Origin of the sequence: Paenibacillus cremeus (genome assembly GCF_007786445.1) — a bacterium.
In the GTDB taxonomy this organism is placed as follows: Bacteria; Bacillota; Bacilli; order Paenibacillales; family NBRC-103111; genus Paenibacillus_G; species Paenibacillus_G cremeus.
This window is the reverse complement of record NZ_VNJI01000025.1, coordinates 18,937-45,124: the sequence shown is the minus strand read 5'-3', so window position 1 is coordinate 45,124 and position 26,188 is coordinate 18,937. Positions and strand designations below refer to the sequence as shown.

The following is a 26,188-nucleotide window of genomic DNA, read 5'->3' as shown; positions in this document are numbered from 1 at the left end:
CTTATCCTCCTGCCGAGCTGTACTTGCGCAGCCCCTGCTTCCACTCCCAGCCGAACACGGCGGCCAGAATTACGATCCAGATCAGCTGCCCTGCAAAGCCTTGCCGGATCAGCTCCGGATGGCCGGCCAGCTTCCCTGTCAGCAGATCTACGGGGAATCCGACCGTAACATAAAACGGCAGCCATTCCGCGAGCCTCGCTATCGCCTCCGGAAACATGGACAGCGGTGCGATCCGGCCGGCCAGGAACAGATGAATCCCTTCGTACAGCGCAAACATCGCACTGGCCCGATTCGTCCAGAAGGCTAGCAGACCGAACTCGTAGCCGATCAAAAAGCGCAGAGCGCCGGCGCCAAAAATCGATAGGATGGCGGCCATGAGCATGCCTATGCTTGCCGTTTCCAAGCGAAACACCGGCCAAATCCAAGCTAGTACCGCCCAGGACGGTATCAAGAGCAAAGCGAAAAACGTTTTGTACACCACATTCTGCGCAATGCTCCAATGCACCGGATGGAGCGGTCGCATCAGCTTGGCGGACAATGTGCCTTGCCGGATGTCATTTTCCAGCTCCCATACATCCCAAGAGCGCGTCAGCCGATCCACCAGCAGCACGCCTAGAAAATAGACGATGTAATCTTTCGCATTATACCCTGCCAGTGTGCCGCTGCCTGTGATGGATAGCCAGACTGACAAGCTGACCAGCGGCTGAGCGAACGAGCCGACCATCCAGATCAAGCTTTCACTGCGGTACGCGAACAAGACCGCCCACTCGATCCGGCACAGCATGGCATACTGATGCCACAAAGCGCGCAAGCGGCGTATCATTCTCTCGCCCCCTGTGACGTGTACGCCTGCCCGATGATCGACTCCACGCTCGGATCCTCAATCGTGAGATCGACCACCGGAAACTGGGACAGCAGCATGGCCGAGATCGTAGACACCTGCTCACGCGGCACCTCCAGCTCGACCTGCAGCTCCTCGCCCGCGTCGACGATCTCCGCTCCGTCTACCCGCTGGATCGCCTGCCTCAGCTGCTGCTTCAGCTCCTGATCAGGCAGCTCCGGGGCAAACTGCAGCTTGATCCGCTTCAGCCGCGAATAGCGCTCGATCAGCTGTGCGATGCCGCCGTCGTACAGCAGCTGACCCTGTGCGATCACCATGACCCGCTCGCAGAGTGCCGTCACGTCAGCCATATAATGGCTCGTCAGCAGAATCGTCGCTTTATAGCTCCGGTTATAATCCGCGATAAACCGCCGCATCACTTCTTGCATGTGGACATCCAAGCCGATCGTCGGTTCATCCAGAAACAAAATGTCCGGCCGGTGCAGCAGCGCCGCCGCCAGCTCGCACTTCATCCGCTCGCCGAGCGAGAGTTGGCGTACCGGCTTGTGCAGGATCGCGCCCAAATCCAGCAGCTCCACAAGCGTTTCCAGTGTAGCTTGATACTCCTTATGCTCGATCTCGTAGATCGCCTTATTTACCAAAAAGCTCTCGATGGCGGGCACATCCCAGATGAGTTGGCTCTTTTGCCCCATCACCATGCTGATGCGGCGCTTGAAGGCATTCTTGTGCTCAAACGGCACATAACCGCCCACCTTCACCTGCCCGCTGGTTGGATGCAGCAAGCCGGTCAGCACCTTCATCGTCGTTGTTTTGCCGGCCCCGTTCGGACCGAGAAAGCCGACGATTTGCCCTTCGGGAATGTGGAAGCTGATATCGTCAACCGCTTTCACAGTACGGTACTTCCGGTGAAACAAGCTGCCAAGGGAAGCCAGGAAGCCGCCTTCGCGTTCATGCACCTGGTAATGCTTCGTCAAATGTTCGACTTCGATCATTCCGCTTCTCCTTCATGTGCGGAAGGCGGATGCAGGCGCAGCCTCTCCACCAGCTCAGCCAGCTCCGGATCGATGACGCGGATCGTCAGATCGTAGAAGGCGAACGGCTCCTCCGGCAAGCGATGCAGCTTCGTCAGATACGCTTCGCTTTCGCTGACCACCTGGGCCAGATCAATCCCCAGCGTCTCCGGCGGATGCCCCTGCAGCTTCTCCAGGGCGGCCGTGAACAGCTTCACCGAACCGCTCGGATTGCCGTTCTGATAATGGTAAAGGCCTACCGCTACCTGCAGCAGGCCTTGATATAGGGGGTCGCGGCCCTCCTCGAGCCACAACTCCTCCATCACTTCATGACACTCAAAATAATCGCGTTCGATGTTGAAATAATACACAAACTGCACATACAACGGGTCATACGTCCGCATACTCCGTGTTCTCCCCTTGCGCGCTTCGTTATTTGGAAGGGCCTTTCTTCGCTCTGGCGATCGCTTCCTCCACCTCGCCGAGCAGCTCCTTCAGATGCCAAACATCATCCGTATCCCACAGCTCGTTGAACCGGATTTGAAATTGCGCCGCCTCGCGGACCCGATGGAAAAAGTACAGCTCTTGAATCCCGTTGAGCACCTTGGCGATAATGTTCGATTTATCCTCAAATAGCTTCTGCGCTTCCATTATTTCCACGCGGATGCTGCTCATTTCCTGATCCAGCAAATACGCCGCTTCCGCCGCCTTGCTCAGTCGGTTCAGCACTTCCACTGGAAGCTTCTCGCGGTATTTATAGTTAAGCGAGTGTTCAATCGTCGCCCAAAAATTCATCGCCAGCGTGCGCAGCTGAATTTCCGCCAGAACCCGCTTCATGCCGAGCGCCGTTTGCACCGGATATTCAACAATAATGTGATAGCTGCGGTACCCGCTCGGCTTTTTATTTAAAATGTAGTCCTTCACATAGACTACGCTCATGTCCTCGCGAAGACGGATCTGCTCTGCCAGCCGATCAATATCTTCTACGAATTGACACATGATCCGAATGCCGGCGATATCCTCAATACCGGTTTCGATCTGCTCCATCGGGACGCTCAGCCGCTTCGCTTTTTCCAGCACGCTCGAAATTCGCTTCACCCGTCCGGTGACAAATTCGATCGGTGAATATTCTTCCCGGCTCTTCAGCTCCGTGCGCAGCGTCTTGAATTTTACTTTCAGTTCTTCTACCGCTTGCTCGTAGGGCAGAAGAAATTTTTTCCAATCGCGTCCATCCATCGTCCCAACCTCCTACGTTGCACCTGCTGCCTAATCCGCAGCCTGAATCCGTCCCGGCTTTATCTTAAGCTCAACGCTTCTTTGGCCGGTGTATTGCGATGCGCCGAGCCGACCGCCTCCGAGATGTGGGTAAATCCATCCTGCTTCAGAAGCTTGCGCAGCCCTTCATTGATCTGTCTCAGCAGCTCCGGACCTTCATAGATCAGCGCAGTGTATACCTCTACAAGACTAGCTCCGGCCTTAATTTTCGCATAAGCGTCCTCAGCGGTAAAAATCCCACCCGAGCCGATGATCGGAAGCTTGCCCTCGGTGAGCCTATAGATCGTATGGATCAGCTCCGTGGAACGCGTTGTCAGCGGCCTGCCGCTTAAGCCACCCGTTTCCTTCCGGTTCGGATGCCCTAACCCTTCGCGCGAAATTGTCGTATTCGATGCGATAATGCCCGACACACCGCTTCTCAGGATCGTCTCGACGGTTACTTCCACCTCTTCTGGCGACAAATCGGGCGCGATCTTCACCAGCACCGGCTTCTCGCGTCCCGCGAACTTGGCATGCTGCGTCCGGATTTCATCCTTTACGGCCGCCAGCAAGCGGGTCAAATCGTCGCCATGCTGAAGATTCCGCAGATCCGGCGTATTCGGCGAGCTGATGTTGACGACAAAAAAGTCGCCATACCCATACAGCGCCTGAATGCACTCGCGATAATCGTTTTCCGCCTGCTCGTTCGGCGTTGTTTTATTCTTACCGATATTGATGGCCAGAGGAATCGTCCGCTGTCCCTGGTTGCGCAAATTCCGCTTCATGCCCTCGATACCGACATTGTTGAAGCCCATCCGGTTAATCAGCGCCGCATCCTCCGGCAAACGGAACAACCGCGGCAGCTCGTTGCCTGCTTGTGGCTTCGGAGTCACCGTGCCGACCTCCATAAAGCCAAATCCAATATTGGAGAAGCCGGGAACGGCCTTCGCATTTTTGTCCAGCCCGGCAGCCAGTCCCACCGGATTGTCGAAGCGGATGCCCCATAGCTCGGTAGCCAGCTCCGGGTAGGCTTTGACCCCATACATGGCACGCAGCAGCCTGCGTCCTCCAGGCAATTTACCGACCATGTGAAGCCCGTCGATCGTCAGATGGTGTGCTTTTTCCGGATCCATGTTAAACAGCACCGGCTTGGCGAATTTCTTGTACATCATGCAGTATATTCTCTCCCTTAAGCTGTGTTTCCTGTTCTTGCCTCACTTTTTCTTTCCAGTGTATCGTTTTATGAGTTAAAAATAAAGTAGGCCGCTCATAAAACTCCATCTGTAAAAACGTTTACATTATGATAAAATAGATTTAATTCTATGAAAAGGCGGGGCTGGTCGCTATGAAAAAAGAAAAAACCTCCTATTTGCAGCGCAAACAGAAGGACGAGCCAAATAAAAAACTGATCATCTGGGTGTGCTCCATCTTTGGAGTCATTATTCTAGCGATGGCTGCGCTGCTGATTTTCAACCCCTAGACCTAAAACTGTACGAAGTGGCAACAATGTACATTCGTCGACAACCGACAGCGAGCGCATTCGCAGTAACGGTTGCGATCCGAAGCTGGGCTGCCTCACGCTCTGTGAGCCGTAGCGCCAGCTTTTTTTAGCGTGTGTGATTAATTCAGCCAATGATATACCTTCCCCGGATTGGTCTCGTCGCTTGCCACCGGCAGCTGGAACGGCTTCCCGCTTCGCACCACGTCCGATGGCAGCATCCCTTTGCCGATCGTCACCGGCGTTCCGAGAGGCACCATATCAAACAGCTCCTCCACGTCCTCCTTCAGCATCCGAACACAGCCGGCCGATTGATCCTTGCCAACGCTGGACGGCTGATTCGTGCCGTGAATCGCGTATTGCGTATCGGATAACGTCATGCCGCGGCTGCCGAAATCCCCGTTGGATTTGCCGTTCGGATTGCGGACCTTCTCCGTGATGGCAAACGTCCCTTCCGGGGTGCGCGGTCCGCCCAGACCGACCGGGTAGCTCCGCACCACGATGCTGCCACTGACCACCGCCAATCGGTGAGCCGTCTTGTCGACGATGATCCGCAGCGGCTCGTTCAGCGGCTTCGTCAATCCGGCCGCCCCGGGACCAGGTCCCGGAGACCCCGGCGTCGCTTGGCTCACCTGCTGCGGCGGCTGTGGCGTCTGCTGCACCCAAGCCGCCAGCTCCGTTCCCATCGCCGCCTTCTCCTTCTCGTACAGCTCCTGCATATAAGGCGTCAACCCGGGCAGCGAATTGTTCGGATACGCCGCCGTCAGCTGAGCGCTTTGCTCCGGCGCCTGGCCTTTGAGCCGGATCGATGCAGCGACTGCCGAACGGAGCACCAGCTCCTGCTCCTGCTTCGTCATCCAAGCGCTCACAATGCCGGCCGCCGGAGCCGGATCGCTGGGAAGGCAATTGCAGCTGGCCGCGTCGTGGTACACGATCTGCTGCTGCGAGGCATCCTGCTTCGCCTCCACGGTCAGCAGCAGCTCCGGCTTCTTCAGCCAGCCGATCCACGACGTCTCGCCGAGCGGAATGCCGCGGGCCAAGATCGCGAAGCTTGCGACCCGCTCTTTAAGCAGCATCTCTTGAAGCGCCGTGCTGACCTTCTCCGGGCTCTTTCGTTCGGCAAGATAATACACCTTCGTCGCCTGCACCTGAGCCGACGTGACGCCTTGCGGCAGCGGTGGCGCCTCCGCTTCCTCCACTGCATCAGGCCTGGAGGCTGAAGAAAACAGCAGCCCCGCAATCAAGAGGAGCAGCATAGCCACCGCTCTAGCGTACCTTGGCAGCCGTCTGCGCCGCTTGCCCTCGACCCAGGATTGGATCGGTTCCAGCTCTTCGGGCGGCAAAGTTACCTTTTGATTCTCATAGGCTTCATATATTTCACCGGCTTGCGCATAGCAATACAGCGCCTTGCCCTGCTTTCCTTGTGCCTCGTAGTCCCGTCCAAGTAAATACCAGGCCATTTTATTGTCCGGATGTGCTTTCACGTATTTTTTTAAATACTGGGGATCCTGCTTGAAAAACAGCGTCAGCTGATCTTCCGTTTCCTTCGCCTTCACGCGCCGAACCCTCCTTGTTCGTGTACTTCCACTTATATCGGCTAATCCTTGCCGTCGTGTGACAAAAACCTTCCCATGCGCACTCGCAGCACGGGAAGGTTTGGTTTAAAAGCTTTCAACTTTATTACTTAGTTTCTGTAGTCTTTGGGCGTAAAATCGCCGTGCGCGCGCTATCGTTCCACTGCACATCCAGACCGATCTCTTCTGCAAAAAATCGTACCGGCACATACGTCCGATCCTCTTTGATGTACGGCTCGGCGTCGGTCTCTTTGATCTCGGCCACTTTGCCCTGCTCGATCCGCTTCACGCCGGTCCGATCGATGTACAGCTCGACTGTGACGCCGTCTTTGCTGAGCTGGACCGCACGATTCGCATCATCGTACGTGACTTTGTAGCCGAGCGCTTCCGTAATCGCTCGCACAGGAACCATCGTCCGGCCGCCTACGATTTCAGGCTGCGCATCGAATGCGATCGGCTTTGGGCCCAGCACGACCTTAACGTGATCGTCCTTCGGCAAATCAGCCGGCAGCTGATACAAGCTGAGCTGCCGGAGCTGGTTGTTAAACGCATCGGCGACCATAATGCTGCCGTCCTGCAGCACCGCGACATCGGTCGGCCGCTGAAACTCGGCACCGCTTTCCGTTCCGTCCTGCTTGCCCGGGGTTTGATTAGCGGCTCCAGCTAGCGTCGTTACTTTGCCGTTCAGCAAATACCGGATCGAGTGATTCTGGCTGTCCGCGATCACTAGACCTCCTTCGGCCGTCAGCTCGAGGCCCATCGGGAAATTAAACCGCGCCTCCGCCGCATTGCCGTCCGCGTAATCTCCAGGCACGTACAGCTCCTTCTTGGCGTTGGCCGTACCGCCGCCGGCGACCGTCGTCACTTGGCCCTGCTGCAAATCGATATACCGAATCCGCTGATTGCCGGAATCGCTCACGTACAGATTGCCCTTGGCATCGAGGACTAGCCCGGAGGGCTCATTAAACTTGGCCGCAGCCAAGCTGCCATCGGCAAAATCACCGGCCGTGGACACCTGCCCCGGCGATACCTCTACGACCCGATTCGAGGCCGCATTCAGCGTAGTCACCACACCCGCAGGCGAAATGCTGCGGATCAAGTGATTCAGCGTATCCGCAACGTACACCGTTCCGTCCGCCGCCACCGCTACGTCTGAGGGCTGCTGGAACGAGGCGCTTTTCCCTGTCCCGTCCTTGCTTCCAAGCAATCCGCTGCCGGCTAGCGTACTAACCTGCTGCGTCGACGCGTCGACTTTTCGGATCGCATGATTGGCAGAGTCAGCGATATATAAGTTACCTTTGCTGTCGAACGCCATGCCCATCGGCTCTTGGAACATCGACAGGCTTGCCTCGCCGTCCAACATCGCTCCAACTGGGAAGCCTTTGACATCCTTCTTAAAAAGAACACCGGCATACGTGCTCACTTGTCCGCCCGCCAGCTTGCGAATCATTTGATTGCGCGTATCGGCGATCAGAACGGAGCCGTCAGGAGCAACCGCGACTCCGGATGGGCTGCGGAATGTAGTGGAGAGAGCCGCACCATTTTGGCTGCCGAGAGTTCCGTTTCCTGCTGCGGTGGTGATATCAAGCAAAATTTGATTGTTCGCGCCCTTCAATCCATCTGCCGCAGGTGATGCTCCATAAGCCGCCGCACTCGTGAAAACGACGGAGGACAGAATGGCTGCAGCACAAAGTTTAATCGTATTATTCACAGGGTTTCACCTTCCATTACTTTGCATTTGTGCTAGGGAGACGTCGGAAGCTGGAAGACCACGTTCCCCGTTTTATCGGCCACTTTGATAGAGACCAGCTGCGCGCTGGCATTCCCTGTGCCTGGCGTCACGGTATTAACAACATCTAATGTAAATTCCACGGCGGTCTTGCTGCCCGACAGCCTAATATTGCTAGTTGGGTTGCTTGTACTGGCCTCAAAGAAGGTCGCAGCATAAATCAGCTCGTTCTTCGTCTGCCCTTGAACTTGGCGCAGCGTTTCAGCGATATTGCTGCCGTCGAATACTGTATTCGGAGCATCCGGCAGGTCACTGCTCGTCCCTGCTGGGGCATAATTCAAAGCGCCGGCGTCATACGTCATATGGGCCTGCACAGCATAGAGCGCTGGAACGTTCGACAGCTCCAAGCGGTACTTCACTGAAGTGGCGCTTCGGCTCACTTCACTTAACACAGCTTGAGGCGCTTTGTTGCTCAAGGCCGGGACAGACACGGCGCTGCCGCGAACCCCGTTCTTTTCCGATACGAGGGTCAGTCCGGTGTACGACTTGTCGGGCAGCGAGAGTTCAACCGGCTGATCGCCGTTACCTTGCGCATAAGCTACAGTCTCGGTGCCGTTCATCAGCAAAATCTTGGTGTCTGCCGGTGCCTTCGCTGTAATTTTGATTGTGCCCAAATCATATTCCCCTGCGGCTGACGGGCTCACCAGCTGAACCGGATCAGGCGCAGTGACCGGCGGCGTTGTATTAGTACTGTTGTTATTCGATGAAGACGATGACGACGACGGTGTTGTTGGAGCCGTTGGCTGTGCAGCTGGATTGATGCCGCTGGTCTCGTTTTTCTGCTTATTCGTCTCAAATTCTTTCTTCGCAGCAGCGTCCAGGGAGGACGCATATTGCTCGGACGCCTTCTGATCGGCTGCCTTAATGGCTTCCTTGTTCTGCTCATCCGTCCGCTGCTTGTCTGCTTCTAGCTGCCGCACCAAGGAAGCCAGCTGCTGCTGATTTTGCTGAAGCTCTACCAGCTCGTGGAGGAGTTGGTTAAAATACTCGCCTGCCTGCTCCTTGATCTTTTGGATCTCTGGATCCAAGCCGGCGCTTTTATCAATAGGAGTAACATGATTCAAATCAATCTTCTGATTCGGATCCGGAATCGAAGCATTCGCTTTATCGATCACGCTGGTATCGATTTTCTTGCCATCTACTGCTTGTTTAGCCAGGTTAGGCAGCAGTGCATCGAAATTGCCTTTGATCTTGTTCAGATCCGTATCGTCCTGGAACTTGAGCGTGGACTGCTCGTCCGGCTTCGTCTTCCCCTGCTGCAAATCTTTGTTCAGCTTGTCCTTCTGCTCTTTGAGCTCGGCTTGAATATCCGCCGCATTTTTGATCAATGCCTCGAGCACCTTCGGCGGCGCTACGATGACGATCTTGTTCGGATCGGCGTAATCGACCTTGCTCTTTAAATCGGTGGACTTGGTGCTCTGATCCAAATTCAGCTGCTGCGACGGGTATACTTTGACCTCCTGCGACTTGGAGCCGCTGCCAGGGCCCCCGCTGCTTGAGCCGGATGTGCTGGACGCGGTGGTCGCACCGACGACACCTGCGGCGACGACCAGCGTCGTCTCGCCCGTTTGCGGATTGTAATAGGTAAGGAAGTGAGTTCCGCGAACCCCCATCACCGCCGTCGGCGTTTCGACTTCAAATTCGTCCTCGGAGCTGACCAGCGATTTCACCTTGCTCCATAACGTACCCGCCCACGATTTGACCTTGGACGTTTTTCCGTTGCCCGAATCGAGCAGCTCGGATATGTATACCTCGGAATTTTCCCCAATGGTCAGCTCATCGCCATGATCCACAATTTTCAGCGTTAAGGATGAAGAAGGACCGACGGAAATATAATCGCCTTGATTCAATTTCAAATCCTGATACACATAGTTGGACTTGGACCCGCCGGACTTTTTGTAGGTCACATTTCCCGTAACCTCCACGACTTGCGCCGCTCTGGACGAGCTGGCTGCTTGCGCATACGGAGCCGCCGCGCCCGAGATCATCGTTAACATCACCGTATACATCGCGACCTTAGAAGCCGCGGACCTGCCTTTGCCTCTCCTGTCTTGCTTGCCTTGACCCATCGTCGAACTCCTCTCCCTGTACAACCCCTATGTTTTAAGAAACGCGATGCTTCGACTCCTGAACCGACGACGGAGCCCCTTTGACACTTAGCACCTCAAACAGCTTCAAAGGCATGCTTTTCCCCTTCATCAGCTTCTCGCCGGCAAAATGATATCCGAAGTATTCCTTCGTCAATTCATAGGTCGCTTCCGACACGAGAATCTGATTGGGCTGCGTGTTCGATTCGATCCGTGCCGCCGTATTCACGTTATCTCCGATGGCTGTATAATCGACGCGCAGGTAAGAACCGATATTGCCGACAACGACCTCACCGGTATTGATCCCTATTCCCACGCTGATGGTGACTCCGTATTTTTGCAGCACATCTGCCCGGACCTGCTCCATGCCGAGCTGAATCTCGTAGGCAGTCTTCACGGCGTAATAAGGATGATCGGGTACATCGAGCGGTGCGTTGAACAGAATCATGGCGGCATCCCCGATGAACTTATCGATCGTCCCGTGGTTGGCCAGCACACGCTCAGTGATCAGATTGAACATCATGTTCAGAAAATCAACGACTTCCTCCGGCTTCAGCTTCTCGGACAACGGCGTAAACCCGCGTACGTCGAGGAACAGCACCGACAGCTCCTTACTGATCCCGCCCAGCTGGATTTCCTGCTCGCTGCTCGCGATCTCTTTCACCAGATCAGGCGAAATATACCGGCCGAATTGCTTGGTTATGTACATCTTTTGCTTCGTTTCAAAATAGGTTTTCATCGCCAAATTGCCTAAGTACGCAATCCATCCGCAAGCCAGCGCCCCAATGACGTCCAGAAAATGCAGGTTTGCTGAGAACAACACATATTGACCCGCCAAAATTACCAGCGTGCTGCACAGCGCCATAATCACGCCTGTGATCGCTTTGACCCGCCAGGTCAGCAGACCGAACAGCAAGGCTACCACAAACGCCAGGGTGAGATCCACCGTTTTGGAAACCGGCTGAATCACCTGCTGCTTCAAAATTTGATTCAAAATGTTCGCATGTGCATACACCAGATGCATGTGTTTCTCGATCGGGGTGATGCCTTCATCGTAGCCGGGAGCGGTGTAGCCGACCAGGACAAGCCGATCCTTGAACGTTTGCGCCGGTACGGCCCCTTTTAGCACCTTGGCGAACGGAATCGTTTCGAAGTCGTACTCCCCGGCATCCCAGCGAATAAGCATCTCCGCCTTCGGACGATCCTCCAGCTGCGGCAGTGCCTGGAAGCGACGGACATCCGCTCCGCCGAGCTGTGCCATCTTGTAGCCCATGGACGGGAACACGCCCTGCGGCGAGCTCAGCTCCAGCCAGTTCGAACGGATCACACCGTCCGTATCAAAAGCTGCGTTGACATGCGCTGGTTGAACGGATTTACGGAATGCGGCGATCGGCTCTGTGACGGACCGGGCCATCAGCAATTCGCCTGCCTTGGTCTTCGTGGCCCGTTTGAAATCATCCTCCAGCATGGCATGCGAAGGGATGATGATGTTGGAATGCTTCGCCAGCTCATCCGCGAGCACCTTATCGCTCTCCGGGAAATTGCTCTCCGAGTCAAACTCCACATCGAAGCCGATCGCCCTCACGCCGGCGCCTTCCAGCTGATTGATCAGCTTCGCATAGACCTTCCGGTCCCATGGGTAAGGCCCTACTTCCTTAATCGACTCCTCGTCGATGCCGATGACGATAATGTCCTCATGCGGTGCTCCGGACATCGTTTGCTTCATATTAAAATCGTACAGCTGATCGGACAGTACCTTCAGTGCCCCCAAGCTCAGCAGTAGAATACAAAGCACTACAATGCCAAGATTGACTACGGTTACCGTCCCGAGCTTGCCCAAGCCATTCCTCACAATAACGCCCCCTCTACTTCTACTCATCTTTTTCTAATATTATCATAGAATCCCGAGATTTAGGCGCGAATAATGTAAAATTCATAAGAAGAAAGGCCTATTTTGTAGAAACGCGAAAAGAGCCCGCTCCCCCTAGGGAACAGGCTCTTCATGGGCCATACGATTATTTATTGAAAGGAGCGTCGGCTACTTTAATGGAATCTGTAGGGCAGCCGTCTTGTGCATCCTGCAAATCGTCGTAAAGGTCTTCAGGAATTTCAGTATTCCCTTTGTTTCCGTCGCCGTCGAAGATTACTTCAGCAAGGCCCTCATCGTCGTAGTCGTAAATGTCTGGAGCTGTTGCGCCGCATGCGCCACAGGCGATACAGGTGTCTTTCTCAACCCATGTGTATTTAGCCATGTCTAATCTTCCTCCTCAAATGTGTAACCTCATCCTAAAATATAATATAAATAACCGGAAAGTTCAAATAGAAAGATGTGAACGTTATGATAACGTATCGTTATTAATAATGATTCCCATCCTCATTCACAAGGCCGAGAATGAAACCTCCGACCTCCTCTACCGCCTCCGGGTGAAACACCGGTACACTCCCTTGCGCCTCCGCAGCGTCCTCTGCGTTCGCCGTCACCCAAGCGATGGGCGGCATAGCCGTCCGTCGAATAATGTCCGCCTGCTCCTTCGTATGGAACACGGCGATCTTGGGGTGAGGCTCCCGTTTGAAGCCTTCAACTAAGATGATGTCCGTGCTCGGCTCCATTCGCTTTACAACATCCTCGAGCTGTACCGGCTTGCGCTCAAACCACCGGACTTCCTCCGGCGAGACGACGGCTACGCAGGAAGCGCCCGACTCGATGAATTGCGTCGAATCCGCACCTTCTACCTCACTATAATGCCCATGCGCATCATGCTTTATAACCCCTACACGGTACCCGTGCGACTCAAACCAAGGCACCAGCTTGGTTATTAGCGTCGTCTTCCCGCTGTTCGAATATCCGGCGATGCCGATCACCTTCGTCATTCGTCCTCCTCCAGCCCCTTCAGCCTTAAGTGGTCCATCTGCAGCGAGGTGCCGCGGACCTTGCTGTTGCGGATCAGCGTCGACGGATCATCCCCCAGCATACCAGCTGTCAAAATCACGCTCTCCCCGTACTTATCCCGCAATGCATCCATGGCTTTGATCAGCTTCTCCTTAACCGGCTGCTTCTGATAATCGAACAAATCGAGCTGCACCGCCGCCTCCTGTTTTGCCTCCAGGCTTTGCAGCGTCACCCCAAGCAGCCGGACAGGCTGCTCCTCTTTCCAATGTACATCAAACAACCGGCACGCCGTGCGGTAAAAATCGTCCGCATTCTCCGACGCCCGAGGAAGCTTGGAAGCCCTGGTAATCGTCTTCATTTCCGGGTCGCGAATCGTAATCTGCACCGTTTGAGCCAGCAAGCCCTGTCGGCGAAGACGCCGCCCCACTTGATCCGCCAAATTCAAGAAAACGCGATGAACCTCGCTCCGATTCGTAACATTTTTGGGCAGTGTCGTCGTATGTCCGATCGATTTGCTCTGCTCCCGCTCCGGATTGACCGGCGAGTGATCTTCTCCGTTTGCCGCGCGCTTCAACACCCCGCCCATAATGCCGAACTGGTCGTTCAGCAGCTTCTCATCCGCTTTGGCCAATTGACCTAGCGTGTGAATCTGCAGCCGCTTCAGCTTCTCCGCTGTCTTCTTGCCGATCCCGAACAGCTCGGCACACGGCTTGGGCCAAAGAATCTCCGACACGTCCCGTTTGCGCAGCACGGAAATCCCGTTGGGCTTCTTCATATCGGACGCCATCTTGGCGAGCAGCTTATTCGGCGCAACGCCGATGGAGCAAGGCAGGTGCAGCTCCTCTCGAATCCGCTCTTGTATCCTATGCGCAATTTCAAGCGGTGTCCCGAACACCTTCGAGCCCGTAATATCCACATAGCATTCATCGATCGACATCGCTTCAACGAGCGGCGAGTATTCATAGACGATTTTCATAAAACGGCGGGAGAACTGACGATACAGGTCAAAATTCGGCTTGATAAAAATAATTTCCGGACAAAGCCTCTGCGCTTCTCTAACCTGCATGCCTGTTTTCACGCCTAATCCCCTTGCTTTATAAGAGCAGGTGACGATGATGCCTCTGCGCAGCTCGACACTGCCGGCCACCGCTATCGGCTTATCTTTGTATTGCTCGGGGTCCACCGCTTCATGCACGGAGCAATAAAATGCATTCATGTCGATATGCAAAATGACTCTGCCGTTTACCGGATATCCGTTCGCCGGGGTTTGGTGATTCGCAGTCATGAGCGGAGGCCCTCCTTTCTTTTTTCATCGCACATTCTTTCTACCTTTTCAGCATATCTTTGGCTAGTAGCAAGGTCAAGAAGCGGTGCCCGATTTTGAAAAAGGATATCTTTCTCTGGGAAGATTGTGCTATAATTGTGAATTATACTTTGCGCCTGCAGGAGGACAAGTTCATGGAGACCACGGTTAAAATTTTCGATACCACGCTAAGAGACGGCACCCAAGGGGAAGGTGTAAGCCTTTCCGTTGAAGACAAATTGAAAATCGCCCAAAAGCTGGATTCCCTGGGCGTTTCCTATATTGAAGGCGGCTGGCCGGGAAGCAACAACAAAGATATTGAATTTTTTATCCGGGTGAAAGAGCTGAAGCTGTCCAATGCGAAGATTACAGCCTTCGGCAGCACAAGACGCAAGGACTCCCTGGCGGAGAACGATCCGAACCTGAACCGGATTTTGGAGGTCGGTGTACAAGCGGCCGCGATTTTCGGAAAATCATGGGACTTCCAGGTACATACCGCCATCCAAACGACATTGGAAGAAAATTTGAACATGATCTACGATTCTGTCCGCTATTTGAAAAGTAAGGGACTGGAAGTAATCTACGACGCCGAGCATTTCTTCGACGGCTATAAGAGCAACCCGGAATATGCCCTGGCCACAATTAGAAAAGCGGAAGCCGCAGGCGCCGACTGGATTGCGCTGTGCGATACGAACGGCGGCTCGCTGCCGCATGAAGTATCGAAGATTGTCACTGCGGTACGCGAAAGCGTTAATACCCCCATCGGGATTCATGCGCATAACGACTGTGAGCTCGGCGTTGCCAACAGCATCGCGGCTGTAATGGCTGGCGCTTCTCAAGTGCAAGGCACCATTAATGGATACGGCGAACGATGTGGTAACGCGAATCTGGTGTCCATTATCCCGAATCTGCAGCTCAAGCTGAAATACCATTTGATCAGCAGCGAGCAGCTGGCAAGCCTGTCCAGCGTAGCTCGATATGTCAGCGAAATCGCCAATATGCACATGCCGGTGAACCAGCCTTATGTCGGTTCGGCAGCGTTCGCCCACAAGGGTGGCATTCACGTTTCTGCGATCTTGCGTGATTCCAGCACCTATGAGCATATTACGCCTGAGCTGGTGGGGAACAAGCAGCGCGTCCTCGTATCGGAGCTCGCCGGCCAGAGTAATCTGGTGTTTAAAGCGCAGGAGCTTGGTCTGGATTTTGACACCACCAACAGCCAGACGAAGCAGCTGATCGAGCAGATTAAGCAGATGGAGCACCAAGGGTACCAGTTCGAGGGAGCCGATGCAACGCTGGAGCTGCTCATGCGCAATGCCTACGGCAAGCTGGAAGAGATTTTCTCGCTGGAATCCTTCAAAATCATGGTCGCCAAATCCGTGAATCAGCCAGTCTCCACCGAGGCGATCGTCAAAGTAAAGGTGCATGGAGAAACGATTTACAATGCTGCTGAAGGCAACGGACCTGTCAATGCGCTCGACAATGCGCTGCGCAAATGCTTGCTGCAGTATTACCCAGGTATTCAAGACATGCACTTGTCCGATTACAAAGTCCGCGTGCTGGATGATAAAGATGCAACAGCCGGCAAAGTCCGCGTATTGATCGAATCGTCTGATTTCGACTCTAGCTGGAGCACGGTAGGCGTATCCGAGAATATTATCGAAGCGAGCTGGCACGCGCTGGTCGACAGTATGCGCTACGCGTTGCTGACTCAAACCCGCGCAGCCCATCAGCCGGAAGAGCATCGTGAGCGTATTGGTCTCGTGAATCACTAATAATAAGAAGCTGCAGCATCCAAGCGAGAATAGCCCCTTGGACCTGCAGCTTTTTTCATTCACTCTTCGATCAGCTGCTTGATCCGCTTCTCCAGCTCATCACGAGGCAGCACATGAATAACTTCTTTCAAATTCCCCTTCTTATCAATCAAGAAGCTCGTCGGCACGAACAAAATCCGATAAGCCGACGCCGCGGCCCCGCTGGTATCAAGCAGCACAGGAAATGGGTAATCGTACTGTCTGGCGAAGCTTTGCGCCTCCTTCAGCCCATCCCCTTTAGTAACATTGACCGCATACAGATCAAACTGCCCTTTATAGCGTTCATAGACCTGCTTAAGGTCCGGAGCCTCTTCATGGCAAGGCCCGCACCACGATGCCCAAAAGTTGATCATAAGCGGCCTTTCTCGAGGCCCTCCCACTTCGTACTCTGCCCCGTCCAACGCCTTCAATTTGAACGGCGGAATCGCTTGTCCGAGCTTTAGCTCCGTTTTGGTGGCAGCAGCAGCCACTACACTCGTCTTCGAGAGCATCCCGCTCTGATATATGCCGAGCAGCGCCAGCACAAGCGCAACAACGATCAGTAAAGTGATTCTTTTCAACGCTTTACGCCCCCTTCCTACGAATCCGGTAGTTCACCAGCTCAGTATCCCCATTTTGCAGCAAAATGTTACCTTCGACCGTCCGCTGCTCAACTGGAATAAGCCTACAGCATGACCGATCCGCAGCCCGGGTACATTAAGGCATACAATAACTATGACTGAATTCTCCAGAGGAGCACAATGACGTAATGGAAAAAACGAAAGATAAGAAGCTCAATATTACGTTTGAAAGCGACATCGAATGGACCGGGCGACGATCCAAATCTGAAGATAAATCAAGCGGCGGCGCCTCCAAGGGCAAGGGCTCCCTGTTGGAATTTATCGCTTTGGCGACTGTACCGCTCGTCTTGGTGCTTGGAAACTCCATGCTGGTGCCGATTTTACCGGATATGCAGGAGCGGCTGGGCATCTCGCAATTTCAAAGCAGCTTGATCATCACGTTGTTTTCCGTCACCGCTGGTCTGGTCATCCCGGTTTCCGGCTATTTATCTGATCGCTTTTCCCGAAAGGCTATCATTATACCTTCCTTGATCATCTATGGCGCAGCAGGTGTTCTGGCAGGCTTCGGAGCGATATGGAACTCCTACACGATCATAATTATTGCCCGGGCAATTCAAGGCTTAGGCGCGGCCGGTACGGCTCCGATCGCCATGGCGCTCGCAGGAGATTTATATAAGGAAGGAACGGAGAGCAAAGCGCTCGGACTAATCGAGGCAGCCAACGGCACAGGCAAAGTCGTCAGTCCGATCATCGGCTCGCTGCTTGCTATAATTGTGTGGTATGCCGCCTTTTTCGCGTTTCCGATTTTTTGCGCGCTGGCACTGCTCGCCATCATGTTTCTGATCAAAGAGCCGAAGAAAACCAAAGCACCTCCCAAGCTTGGGGCTTACCTGAAAAGCATCGGGAAAATTCTTAAGGAAAAGGGGAGATGGCTCATTACCTCCTTTTTCGCAGGCTCACTCGCTTTGTTCGTGCTGTTTGGTGTCTTGTTCTACCTGTCGGACATCTTGGAGGTCGAGCCTTACAATATCGATGGAGTGAAAAAGGGGCTTGTGCTCGCTATCCCGCTGCTGGGACAAGTCGTTACGGCGTACACTACAGGGGCGCTCATTAAGAAAAACGGCAAACTAATGCGCTGGCTCATGAATATCGGTCTTACACTAATGACGGTCTCCCTTGGTCTGTGTATCCTTTTCTTCAATAAAAGCATCTACTTGTTTATCGGTCTTTTAACGCTCAGTAGTATCGGTACGGGACTGCTTCTTCCTTGCTTGAACACGATGATCACCGGGTCGGTGAAACGGGAGCAGCGCGGCATGATCACATCGATCTACAACAGTCTGCGATTTCTCGGGGTAGCCGCCGGGCCGCCGCTGTTTGGCTGGATGATGGAAAAGTCACATCAGATTGTATTCATTACGGTTACTTCGTTAGCCTTCTTAACGTTAGTACTCGTCTTCTTTCTCATCAAGCCGCCGGCCAAGGTTGGCTGAGCCTCCTGTCGCGCTGTATAATAGCAGCATACCAGGCGCTCGGTTTCGCCAGAGGAAGTGGACATGAATGAGATTTCACATCGCCCCAGTTGAATTGCAGCGCATCATTTTCTACTGCAGGGAGCAGCTGCCGCACGAAGCATGCGGATTTCTTATGGGCTCGGAAGCTTCGGATAAGCCCGGACAGTGGCAGGTTCACAGCTTCGTACCGGCAGCCAACCGATCGCCTCGGCCGGAGCATCATTTTGACATGGAGCCGCGCGACCTTATTCCTTGGCTGTTGCACACCGCTTCCGGCGGTTCCGATCAGCTGGTTGGGCTTGTGCATTCCCATCCTCAGGCGCCACCACTCCCTTCCAGTGAGGATCTCCGCACACCTTGGTATCAGGTGCCCAGCCATTGGATTGTCTCGTTCACTGATCCTCGGCAGCCACAAGTGATGGCTTATTCTTATCAAAAAGACAAGGACGGGCAAATTCGCTATCATTCGCTGCTTGTCCAGCACTGACCCACCAGAATACAAAAAAATCTTCAGCTTGCCCTTTTTCGCAAGAACTGAAGATTTTTTAATGCTGGCTTAAATGCGCATACAAATCGCCTAAGGTTTGCACATCCCTGGATTTGATTTCAATCATCAAGTTCGACCACAGCCTAGCGGTCATCCGGGCGTCCTCCAGCGCGTGATGACGTACAGTCACTTCCACGCCGTATACATCCAGCAGCGTATCCAAATCATACGTATTCAGCTTCGGATTCAGCCACTTGGCGATCATCATTGTATCCAGCATGCGATGAGACAAGTTAACTTTGGACGTTTTCCACAGCGCTGAATTCAAAAAATGCTTATCATGGCCGGTGCCATGCGCAACCAATATTTTTTGCTGCACAAACTCCAGAAATCCCCGCAGCACATGGATTAGATCCGGTGCCTCTGCCGCCATTTCCGTCGAAATGCCCGTTAGCTCCTCGACCGTATTCGGAATCGCCCTCTTCGGATTGACCAAACTGTAGAAGGTCTCCTCTTCCGTCACCTGGTCCCCATGGACGTTAACCGCTCCGAAGGAAATGATTTCATCCCCATTGTAAGGCGAAAAACCGGTCGTTTCCAGATCGAAAACAACCAGCTCCGCGCTTTCCAAAGGAATTTCATATAATGAATTTTTACGCTGCTCCTTCATGATGGACCGGATAAAAGCCATTTGCTGGGCACTCTGAGCGTCGAACATCGAGGTAAGGGCGGGGGTCAAGCCTCCCATTTTATACAGATGCCACATTCGTCCTGCAGGCCTCATATCCTTCATACCGTTTATTCACCTTTTTCCATCTCTTTCTGTACGCTCTTTTTCACATACCGCTGCAAATCCATCCCGATCCGAAGGCACAGCTTGAGCTCGGTCATCCGCTCCTTCGTAAGTTGCTCCGCCGACAGCTTGCCGCGGGTGGAATAATGTCCGGCTTCCAGCTGATACGGCGTGAGTGACCTCAATCGCATGGCAATCGTGAGCGCTTCTAAAAAATCGTTTCCGATCTCGTCCTCAACCTTGCTATCCGATATTAATCTTTGTAATCGCTCTTCCGTGGAGGTACTGCGAATACCGGCCTCCACCGCCAGCAGCCGTACCCCGTTTACAATCGGAATATAAGCGCCGTATTTGATCTCCACGCCTCCGGCATCCTCGCCGTAGCGCTCCTTGATGAGCTGCCCGAATACACCGATGGATACCTTATGATGCAGCGTGTTGTGCAGCATATGCTCCAGCATCCCCGGATGAGCGGCCACATAGGAGTAGAGCACATCCAGCACCTCGCGCCCAAGCGCTTCATCCCCGTATACCGTGCGTAAATCCGCCGCAATGAGCAAATACCTTACATGCTCCCAATTCGGATCTGCAAGCCAGCCCATCAGCATCTGCTTATAGCCGCTGATCGACTGCATCCACTGATGATTCGTACAAATGACGCCGCCGCTGCAAGGGGGATACCCCGCCGCTTCCAAGTGAGCCGTGATTTTCTGAGCCAGGATTGGAAAATAGGCTTCCGCTGCGAGCTTCTCTTCTTCCGAGCTAGGATCAGCATAAATAATTCCGTTATCTTGATCGCTCCACAGCGTCTGCTCTCCTCGCCCTCCGCTGCCGAACAGGACGAAAGCAAACGGCACAGGTGCAGCTCCATGACCTTCCTCACACAAATCCGCTTCTGCCCATTCGACGATCCGCCAGATCATGCTGTCATGCCACGCATTCACCTGACGGCTCCATTCGAGCGGCTGGGTAAAAAGGAGACGCCGCTGGAACTCTCCGTGCGCCCGATCCCGGAAGCCCCTCAGCTCCGCAACATTCCGGGCATCGGCTACTTCCTGCATCATTTTCACGAATGGCTCCATATTCACGGCATCCCCTTCACTTTTCATTCAAGTTTCTTCTATTATATCACTTGCGCTGCACCGCCTTGAGCCGCTTTCTTCATTTGCTCAGGATAGCCGTAGGTGCCATGCTCGGAAAGGTCCAAACCGATAATTTCTTCTTCTTCCGTGACACGCAGCCCGATCGTCAGCTTGATGACATAGAGGATGATGAAGGACAGCACCAGGACGAACAGGAAGGCACCAACTACACCCAGCGCTTGAACGCCCAACTGCTCCAAGCCACCGCCGTACAGAAGACCAGGTTTACCAACACCTACTTTAGATGCGAGCTCAGGTGTTGCGAAAATCCCCGTGGACAGCGTTCCCCAAATCCCTGCAATCCCGTGTACGGAGAAGGCGAAAATCGGATCATCCAAGCCAGCTTTCTCAAACCATTGCGAAGTGAAGAAGGTCAAGATTCCGGAAACGGCACCAATGATGATGGCATCGCGCGGGGTTACGAATGCGCAAGCTGCAGTAATAGCTACGAGAGCGGCGAGCACACCGTTAAGCATACTAGGAATATCGGATTTGCCGAAGTACATCCAAGACACAACCAGCGCGGCTACGGCACCAGCAGCTGCAGCCAGATTCGTTGTCAGAGCGATGTAACCGAAGAAGCCGTCGCCCATTGCGCTCAGCGTGGAGCCTGGGTTGAAGCCGAACCAGCCGATCCAGAGAATGATAACGCCGAGAACCGAAAGCACTTGGTTATGACCAGGAATCAGGTTAGGCGTTTTGTCTTTGTTGAATTTACCGATACGTGGTTTAAGAAGCAATGTAGCTACAAGCGCTGCGGTTGCACCTTGCAAGTGAACGACCGTGGAGCCTGCGAAGTCCTGCATCCCGATTTTGGACAACCAGCCGCCGCCCCATACCCAGTGAGCAACGATCGGATAGATCAGAACGGTGAACAAAATCCCGAAGATGAAGTAAACCGGAAGCTTACCGCGTTCTGCAAAGCCGCCCCAAGCGATCGCCAGCGATACACCGGCAAAAGCCAGCTGGAACAAAAACTTAATGGCTATCGGTACATCGGAGAAGGAGAGGGAGCTGAATGCTGATGCCGCTTGTTCTTCCGATCCGTCTACGAAGAAGCCCGTTGTACCAAAAAATCCGTTGCCGTCGCCGAAAGCAAAGCCAAACCCGATGGCCCAGAAGGCAATGGCGCAAATCCCGAACGTCAATACCGTTTTCCCTGCTACGTGACCTGCGTTCTTCATTCGCGTAGAGCCCGCTTCGAGCAGTGCGAACCCTGCTTGCATGAAAATGACCAAGATGGCAGCTAACATGACCCACACGGCATCAATAGCGCTTTGCAGCTGCGTAGGTGTCGCATCGTCTGCTGCGAACGCGAGCGTCGCTGGCACCAATACTGACATAAGACCGGTTGATAAGAGCAATTTCTTTAACATCGTGACCACTTCCTTCTTAATGTTAGTTTTTATAACATTGTTTGATATTCTTAATGTCATTATATACACCGCCCCACCTTTTGGCAATAGGTTTTTCAATAATAAATGGTCAAAAACGAAAAATAACCTGACATGAAATATGCATAATTCGGTTTTCGCACCAATAAACTTAGTAGCTAACTCAATTTAGGTAATAAAACATAACAATAATGCCTGTCCAAGCCGCGATTTACGCCAATAAAAGCATAACGTTTGACTGTATGGTTTGGATTCAGTTATCATTACTATAAGAGCATTGCATTACATATTAATAAGTAATGAGGTGATGGGACATGGGGATATGAAGCTATATCGAATCGGTGAGCTCTCTCGCTTATCGGAGGTCAGCCCCAGAACGATCGACTATTATACGAAGCTCGGTTTGATTCAGCCGGAGTCCAGATCCGACACAAACTACCGCTTGTACAGCGATGAAACCTTAAGCCGTTTGAAACGTATTGAGAATATGAAGAGGGAGAAATACAGCCTGGAGGAAATCAAGGCAAGCCTGCAGCGTCTCACTAAGGTTAGCCAGGATGAGATCGTGACAGATAAGCTCACATCTCTCCAGCTCTTATTGAACCAGTTGGAGAAAGAAGCAAAGGAAGTAGGCCCGCTGCTCGAGAAGATGAAGCCGACACAGATGAAGAATCTGCACAAGTTTCTGACGCCGCCTGCCGCCGCTTGCATCGAAGCTTTGCTACTGCTGCTGGGCAAAGGTCCCCTTTCTTAAATTTCTTGATTAATGGAGGAATGGATGCATGTTTTTTCATCCGATGGATTTCTTGATCATCATCGCCTTTGGCCTTTCGCTATGGGCACAATTTCGCGTTAAAGGCACGTTTAATAAATGGTCCGATGTCCCAGTACAGTCGGGTATGACGGGCTACGAAGCCGCCCGCCGCATGCTGGATGCCAACGGCTTGTATGATATTCCGGTGGAAGCCGTTCCCGGAGCGCTCACAGACCATTACGATCCGGTTGCCCGCGCCGTAAGACTTTCCGAGCCTGTATATTATGAAAGCACGATTGCCGCAGTGTCGGTTGCTTGTCACGAGGTGGGTCACGCGATCCAGCATAAAGTGCATTATCCGATGCTGGTGATGCGCCATCACATGTTCCCTGTGGTCAACTTCTCGTCCGGCGTCGCTCCACTGCTCATTATCGCCGGTCTCATTTTCCAACAGTTTAACTTCTTGCTAGGTCTGGGGATTCTCTTCTTCTCTGCAGCTGTAGCGTTTCAATTGATCACTCTGCCGGTTGAATTCAACGCCAGTAACCGGGCAAGGGACTTGATGGTCGCAGAGGGCTTCATTTCGAACCAGGAAGAACGCGGGGTAGCGAAGGTTCTGAACGCCGCGGCACTTACTTATGTGGCAGCAGCGCTGATCTCCCTTTTGGAGCTCCTCAAATACATTATGATTTTTACGAACCGCAACGACGATTAATCGATTAACCAAACCAAAAACCTCTCTTGGAGAAATGGATGCGAAACGCCGCCATCCTCCAATGAGAGGTTTTTCATTGTCTTGCCCTGCCCCCTCCTATGAAAAGGTGAAGAAAACGAGATACATCCTACACTTTTTGTTCTTTTCTGACCCGCTATAATAAAACTCAGATAGAGAACAACACGCTGACGCGGACATCCGTCCGCCATAGGAGGAGTAACCATGATGAACCTATACGAGCTTGAAATGCAAATGAAAGACTTCAGAACGAATCTGGATAAACAAATAAGCGGCACCCGGTACGCACAGGCCCCGCTTTTCGACTGGATCCTCGGCGCCGCGGCCGTTAGCATCCTTTTCTTCTAATATGATCTATGTCATCTGTCCGCTACTTGTCCTTAAAAAAATCGTTCAAAAACCTTCGGAACCCATCCGCTACGAGCGGAAGCTTTTCCCCGCTTCGATGGATCAGACCCACGCTGCGCGTGACCTCAGGCTCTGCCACGCGCACCTTCACCGGCTGCAGCTCGCTGATCTCCATCAGCGCCATCTCCGGGAGCAGACTGACCCCCATGCCCGCTGCTACAAGCCCGCGAATGGTATCCGTTTCCTCTCCCTCAAACCCGATCTGCGGAACGAATCCCGCCTTCGCACACGCCGCCAGCACAATGGCACGCAACGAATATTCTTCACTGAACATGACGAACGAATCGTCCTTTAGCTGCTCTAGCCGGATGTGCTGCTCCTCGGCCAGCGGATGCCCCTTCGGCACAATCGCGTACAGCTCCTCCCGCAGCAGCAGCTCTCCGCTCACATGCTCATGCTTCTCTGGAAAAGGTGAAATGAACGCCAGGTCGATTTCGCCTTTCATGACATCTCGAATCAAGCTGTTATATGTCCCCTGCCGAAGCCGGAATTTAACTCCCGGATGATCCTTGCGAAAATGTGCTACTACCGTCGGCAGCAGATAGATGCCTAAGCTATGTGGAAACCCGATCCGAATCTCGCCCCGCTCCGGGTCCAGGTATTCGTGAATTTCATTCACGGCCCTCTCCAAATCCGTCAAGATCCCTTCCACCCGGCTTAAAAAAAGCTTGCCCACCGACGTCAGCTGCAGATTTCGCCCCTTTTGCACGAACAGCTGAACTCCGAGCTCCTCCTCCAGCTGGTGGATTTGTCGGCTCACCGCCGACTGCGCCACGTGAAGCTCTTCAGCGGCCTGCGTCACATGCTGTTTCCGTGCTACCTTTACAAAATATTGCAGCTGTCTGAATTCCACTATCGCTTTCTTCCTTTCAAATTTCACCTAAGTACGACCGCGCCTTACGCGCCTAATATGAAGATTCTGTTGAAACATTAGAAACCTAATCAGTAAGCTTTGATTAGTTGTTGTTTCTAATGTTATAACAGAATCTCTTTCGATGTAATTCACAGATGAACGACCGCGCCTTATATGAAGATTCTGTTGAAACATTAGAAACCTAATCAGTAAGCTTTGATTAGTTGTTGTTTCTAATGTTATAATACATTTTGGTGAAATACCAACATCATTGTCATTTTAAGGAGGCCCTCGTACATATGGCACAAGCAACATTCAAAGGCAACCCGATTACACTGATCGGACCTGAACTGAAAGCTGGAGACAAAGCTCCTGACTTCACAGTAAACAAAAACCTGTTGGAAAACGCTAGCCTGGCAGATTACGCCGGCAAAGTAAAGCTGATAAGCGTGGTTCCTTCCCTGGACACTGGCGTTTGCGATGCGCAAACTCGCCGTTTCAACGAAGAAGCTGCTAAACTCGGCGACAATGTTGTCGTGCTGACGATCAGCGTTGACCTTCCTTTCGCACAAGCCCGCTGGTGCGGCGCTGCTGGCATCGACAAAGTCATCACTTTGTCCGACTACAAAACGCGTTCCTTCGGTAAAGCTTACGGCGTTCTGATCGACGAATTCCAGCTGGATATGAGAGCGATCTTCGTCATCGACGCTAACGATACGATCCAATACGTAGAAGTACTGCCAGAAATGACTAACCACCCGAACTACGAAGCAGCTGTAGAAGCGGTTAAAAAATTGGTTTAAGATTCGGCATACAAAAACAGCGGGGAGCTGCTAAGCATCCTCGCTGTTTTTTTAATCATTTATTTTGTAAGCGGCCAGCCGCTTATCGATGTGCTTGTACAGATCAAGGATCGTACGGTAGTTGGAGCCGAGATCACCCAAGGACCCACGGGATGCCGAGTAAATATCCACTGCCGTCTTCAGAGGATTGATCCCAAATAAAGTCAACGTAATATCTTGCGTCCGGCCTGTGATCGTTCTCTTCTCGATGACGATTTCCCCTACATTTTTCACTTCGTGAAGCAGCTTATACCCACTCAGCTTTTTCAGCATGTTCGTAATTTCTTCCCAAGCCTGATCCTTGGAAATCTTATAATAGCGGGTTTTCAGTTGAGGATCCCTTGCTTTCTCTCCAGTGGTTTCATGGCTGCGAATGAGTCCGACTAAAGTTCGCTTCAACAAAGCTTTCCCTCCTATATGTTCTGCGCCCCAGCAAAAAAATTGCGCCGTAGGCTAATCTATGAAGTGCGTGAATCCCGTTAACACTATCTTCAATCATAACACTGTTTGCAAGGAAGAGAAAGAGGAATTGGTAAATTCGTTCAACTTTTGTACAAAATTGAATGGAAAAGAAGGATTATTGAAATCCGTTACGAATATATTAGTTAATTAGTTTATTAAATAAACTAAGTCTCGTGCAGCGATTCT

26 protein-coding genes are annotated in these 26,188 nt (G+C 52.9%); 8 read left to right on the top strand and 18 right to left on the bottom strand.

Annotation, left to right across the window (positions count from 1 at the left end; genetic code table 11):
* Position 1 precedes the first annotated feature (1 nt).
* From FPZ49_RS19520 to FPZ49_RS19500, 5 genes are read right to left on the bottom strand one after another with little or no spacing between them, the layout of a single operon-like run.
* The gene (locus FPZ49_RS19520) at positions 2-823 is read right to left on the bottom strand and encodes an ABC transporter permease (RefSeq protein WP_144850038.1); all 822 of its coding nucleotides are present in this window, start codon (positions 821-823) and stop codon (positions 2-4) included.
* Positions 820-1,833, bottom strand: a complete 1,014-nt coding sequence (locus tag FPZ49_RS19515) for an ABC transporter ATP-binding protein (RefSeq protein WP_144850036.1) — start codon at positions 1,831-1,833, stop codon at positions 820-822. The genes FPZ49_RS19520 and FPZ49_RS19515 overlap by 4 nt, the downstream gene beginning before the upstream one ends.
* Entirely contained in the window at positions 1,830-2,255 is a 426-nt protein-coding gene (locus FPZ49_RS19510) for a DUF309 domain-containing protein (protein WP_144850034.1), read from the bottom strand. Before FPZ49_RS19510 ends, FPZ49_RS19515 begins: the two co-directional genes overlap by 4 nt.
* 28 nt (positions 2,256-2,283) lie before the next feature.
* Entirely contained in the window at positions 2,284-3,087 is an 804-nt protein-coding gene (locus FPZ49_RS19505) for a GTP pyrophosphokinase (protein ID WP_144850032.1), read from the bottom strand.
* 59 nt (positions 3,088-3,146) lie between these two features.
* Positions 3,147-4,277: a quinone-dependent dihydroorotate dehydrogenase gene (locus FPZ49_RS19500; RefSeq protein ID WP_144850030.1), complete on the bottom strand. Its 1,131-nt coding sequence runs from the start codon at positions 4,275-4,277 to the stop codon at positions 3,147-3,149.
* A gap of 173 nt (positions 4,278-4,450) precedes the next feature.
* On the opposite strand from FPZ49_RS19500, the gene FPZ49_RS36895 reads away from it, so the two are divergent.
* The gene (locus FPZ49_RS36895) at positions 4,451-4,585 is read left to right on the top strand and encodes a hypothetical protein (protein ID WP_261381499.1); all 135 of its coding nucleotides are present in this window, start codon (positions 4,451-4,453) and stop codon (positions 4,583-4,585) included.
* Positions 4,586-4,725: 140 nt separating this feature from the next.
* Here FPZ49_RS36895 and FPZ49_RS19495 read toward each other — a convergent pair whose 3' ends face one another.
* The 7 genes from FPZ49_RS19495 to FPZ49_RS19465 all read right to left on the bottom strand — a co-directional run bounded on the left by FPZ49_RS19495 (position 4,726) and on the right by FPZ49_RS19465 (position 14,228).
* Positions 4,726-6,159, bottom strand: a complete 1,434-nt coding sequence (locus FPZ49_RS19495) for a L,D-transpeptidase family protein (protein WP_261381498.1) — start codon at positions 6,157-6,159, stop codon at positions 4,726-4,728.
* Positions 6,160-6,283: 124 nt separating this feature from the next.
* Positions 6,284-7,888, bottom strand: coding sequence for a stalk domain-containing protein (locus FPZ49_RS19490; RefSeq protein WP_144850028.1), 1,605 nt, complete (start codon positions 7,886-7,888; stop codon positions 6,284-6,286).
* A gap of 32 nt (positions 7,889-7,920) precedes the next feature.
* Positions 7,921-10,035 (bottom strand): FecR domain-containing protein, encoded by a 2,115-nt coding sequence (locus FPZ49_RS19485; protein WP_144850026.1) that lies wholly within the window; start codon positions 10,033-10,035, stop codon positions 7,921-7,923.
* A gap of 34 nt (positions 10,036-10,069) precedes the next feature.
* On the bottom strand, positions 10,070-11,905 hold the full coding sequence (locus FPZ49_RS19480) for a CHASE2 domain-containing protein (protein ID WP_261381497.1): 1,836 nt from the start codon (positions 11,903-11,905) through the stop codon (positions 10,070-10,072).
* Between the two features lie 163 nt (positions 11,906-12,068).
* A complete protein-coding gene (locus FPZ49_RS19475) occupies positions 12,069-12,305 on the bottom strand; it encodes a ferredoxin (protein WP_144850022.1) in 237 nt (78 codons plus the stop codon).
* 103 nt (positions 12,306-12,408) lie between these two features.
* Positions 12,409-12,924 carry a molybdopterin-guanine dinucleotide biosynthesis protein B gene (gene mobB, locus FPZ49_RS19470; RefSeq protein WP_144850020.1) on the bottom strand — a complete coding sequence of 172 codons (516 nt, stop codon included), beginning with the start codon at positions 12,922-12,924 and terminating at the stop codon, positions 12,409-12,411.
* Entirely contained in the window at positions 12,921-14,228 is a 1,308-nt protein-coding gene (locus tag FPZ49_RS19465) for a DNA polymerase IV (RefSeq protein ID WP_144850018.1), read from the bottom strand. Before FPZ49_RS19465 ends, mobB begins: the two co-directional genes overlap by 4 nt.
* A 173-nt stretch (positions 14,229-14,401) precedes the next feature.
* On the opposite strand from FPZ49_RS19465, the gene cimA reads away from it, so the two are divergent.
* Positions 14,402-16,021 (top strand): citramalate synthase, encoded by a 1,620-nt coding sequence (cimA, locus tag FPZ49_RS19460; RefSeq protein WP_144850016.1) that lies wholly within the window; start codon positions 14,402-14,404, stop codon positions 16,019-16,021.
* A gap of 59 nt (positions 16,022-16,080) precedes the next feature.
* On the opposite strand, the gene FPZ49_RS19455 is transcribed toward cimA, so the two are convergent.
* Positions 16,081-16,620 (bottom strand): TlpA family protein disulfide reductase, encoded by a 540-nt coding sequence (locus FPZ49_RS19455; RefSeq protein WP_261381496.1) that lies wholly within the window; start codon positions 16,618-16,620, stop codon positions 16,081-16,083.
* Positions 16,621-16,808: 188 nt separating this feature from the next.
* Here FPZ49_RS19455 and FPZ49_RS19450 point away from each other — a divergent pair, with 188 nt between their 5' ends.
* Together FPZ49_RS19450 and FPZ49_RS19445 are read left to right on the top strand one after the other, a co-directional pair.
* Entirely contained in the window at positions 16,809-18,113 is a 1,305-nt protein-coding gene (locus tag FPZ49_RS19450; protein ID WP_144850014.1) for an MFS transporter, read from the top strand.
* 67 nt (positions 18,114-18,180) lie between these two features.
* Complete coding sequence (locus FPZ49_RS19445; protein WP_144850012.1) at positions 18,181-18,621, top strand: Mov34/MPN/PAD-1 family protein; 441 nt, start codon at positions 18,181-18,183, stop codon at positions 18,619-18,621.
* Positions 18,622-18,679: 58 nt separating this feature from the next.
* On the opposite strand, the gene FPZ49_RS19440 is transcribed toward FPZ49_RS19445, so the two are convergent.
* From FPZ49_RS19440 to FPZ49_RS19430, 3 genes are read right to left on the bottom strand one after another with little or no spacing between them, the layout of a single operon-like run.
* Entirely contained in the window at positions 18,680-19,414 is a 735-nt protein-coding gene (locus FPZ49_RS19440; RefSeq protein ID WP_144850010.1) for an exonuclease domain-containing protein, read from the bottom strand.
* A 5-nt stretch (positions 19,415-19,419) separates the two neighbouring features.
* Positions 19,420-20,523, bottom strand: coding sequence for a DUF294 nucleotidyltransferase-like domain-containing protein (locus FPZ49_RS19435; protein WP_261381495.1), 1,104 nt, complete (start codon positions 20,521-20,523; stop codon positions 19,420-19,422).
* Between the two features lie 14 nt (positions 20,524-20,537).
* On the bottom strand, positions 20,538-21,932 hold the full coding sequence (locus FPZ49_RS19430) for an ammonium transporter (protein ID WP_144850008.1): 1,395 nt from the start codon (positions 21,930-21,932) through the stop codon (positions 20,538-20,540).
* A 340-nt stretch (positions 21,933-22,272) separates the two neighbouring features.
* Between FPZ49_RS19430 and FPZ49_RS19425 the strand changes: the two genes are divergently transcribed.
* The 3 genes from FPZ49_RS19425 to FPZ49_RS35840 all read left to right on the top strand — a co-directional run bounded on the left by FPZ49_RS19425 (position 22,273) and on the right by FPZ49_RS35840 (position 23,785).
* Positions 22,273-22,704, top strand: coding sequence for a helix-turn-helix domain-containing protein (locus FPZ49_RS19425; protein ID WP_144850006.1), 432 nt, complete (start codon positions 22,273-22,275; stop codon positions 22,702-22,704).
* Between the two features lie 28 nt (positions 22,705-22,732).
* Positions 22,733-23,419 (top strand): zinc metallopeptidase, encoded by a 687-nt coding sequence (locus FPZ49_RS19420; RefSeq protein WP_144850004.1) that lies wholly within the window; start codon positions 22,733-22,735, stop codon positions 23,417-23,419.
* Between the two features lie 222 nt (positions 23,420-23,641).
* Positions 23,642-23,785, top strand: a complete 144-nt coding sequence (locus FPZ49_RS35840) for a hypothetical protein (protein ID WP_186445925.1) — start codon at positions 23,642-23,644, stop codon at positions 23,783-23,785.
* 22 nt (positions 23,786-23,807) lie between these two features.
* On the opposite strand, the gene FPZ49_RS19415 is transcribed toward FPZ49_RS35840, so the two are convergent.
* Positions 23,808-24,698 carry a LysR family transcriptional regulator gene (locus FPZ49_RS19415; RefSeq protein WP_144849996.1) on the bottom strand — a complete coding sequence of 297 codons (891 nt, stop codon included), beginning with the start codon at positions 24,696-24,698 and terminating at the stop codon, positions 23,808-23,810.
* Positions 24,699-24,997: 299 nt separating this feature from the next.
* Between FPZ49_RS19415 and tpx the strand changes: the two genes are divergently transcribed.
* Positions 24,998-25,501 carry a thiol peroxidase gene (gene tpx / locus FPZ49_RS19410; RefSeq protein ID WP_144849993.1) on the top strand — a complete coding sequence of 168 codons (504 nt, stop codon included), beginning with the start codon at positions 24,998-25,000 and terminating at the stop codon, positions 25,499-25,501.
* Positions 25,502-25,552: 51 nt separating this feature from the next.
* Here the strand turns inward: tpx and FPZ49_RS19405 are convergent, their stop codons facing one another.
* The gene (locus FPZ49_RS19405; protein ID WP_144849991.1) at positions 25,553-25,942 is read right to left on the bottom strand and encodes a DUF1499 domain-containing protein; all 390 of its coding nucleotides are present in this window, start codon (positions 25,940-25,942) and stop codon (positions 25,553-25,555) included.
* Between the last annotated feature and the right edge of the window lie 246 nt (positions 25,943-26,188).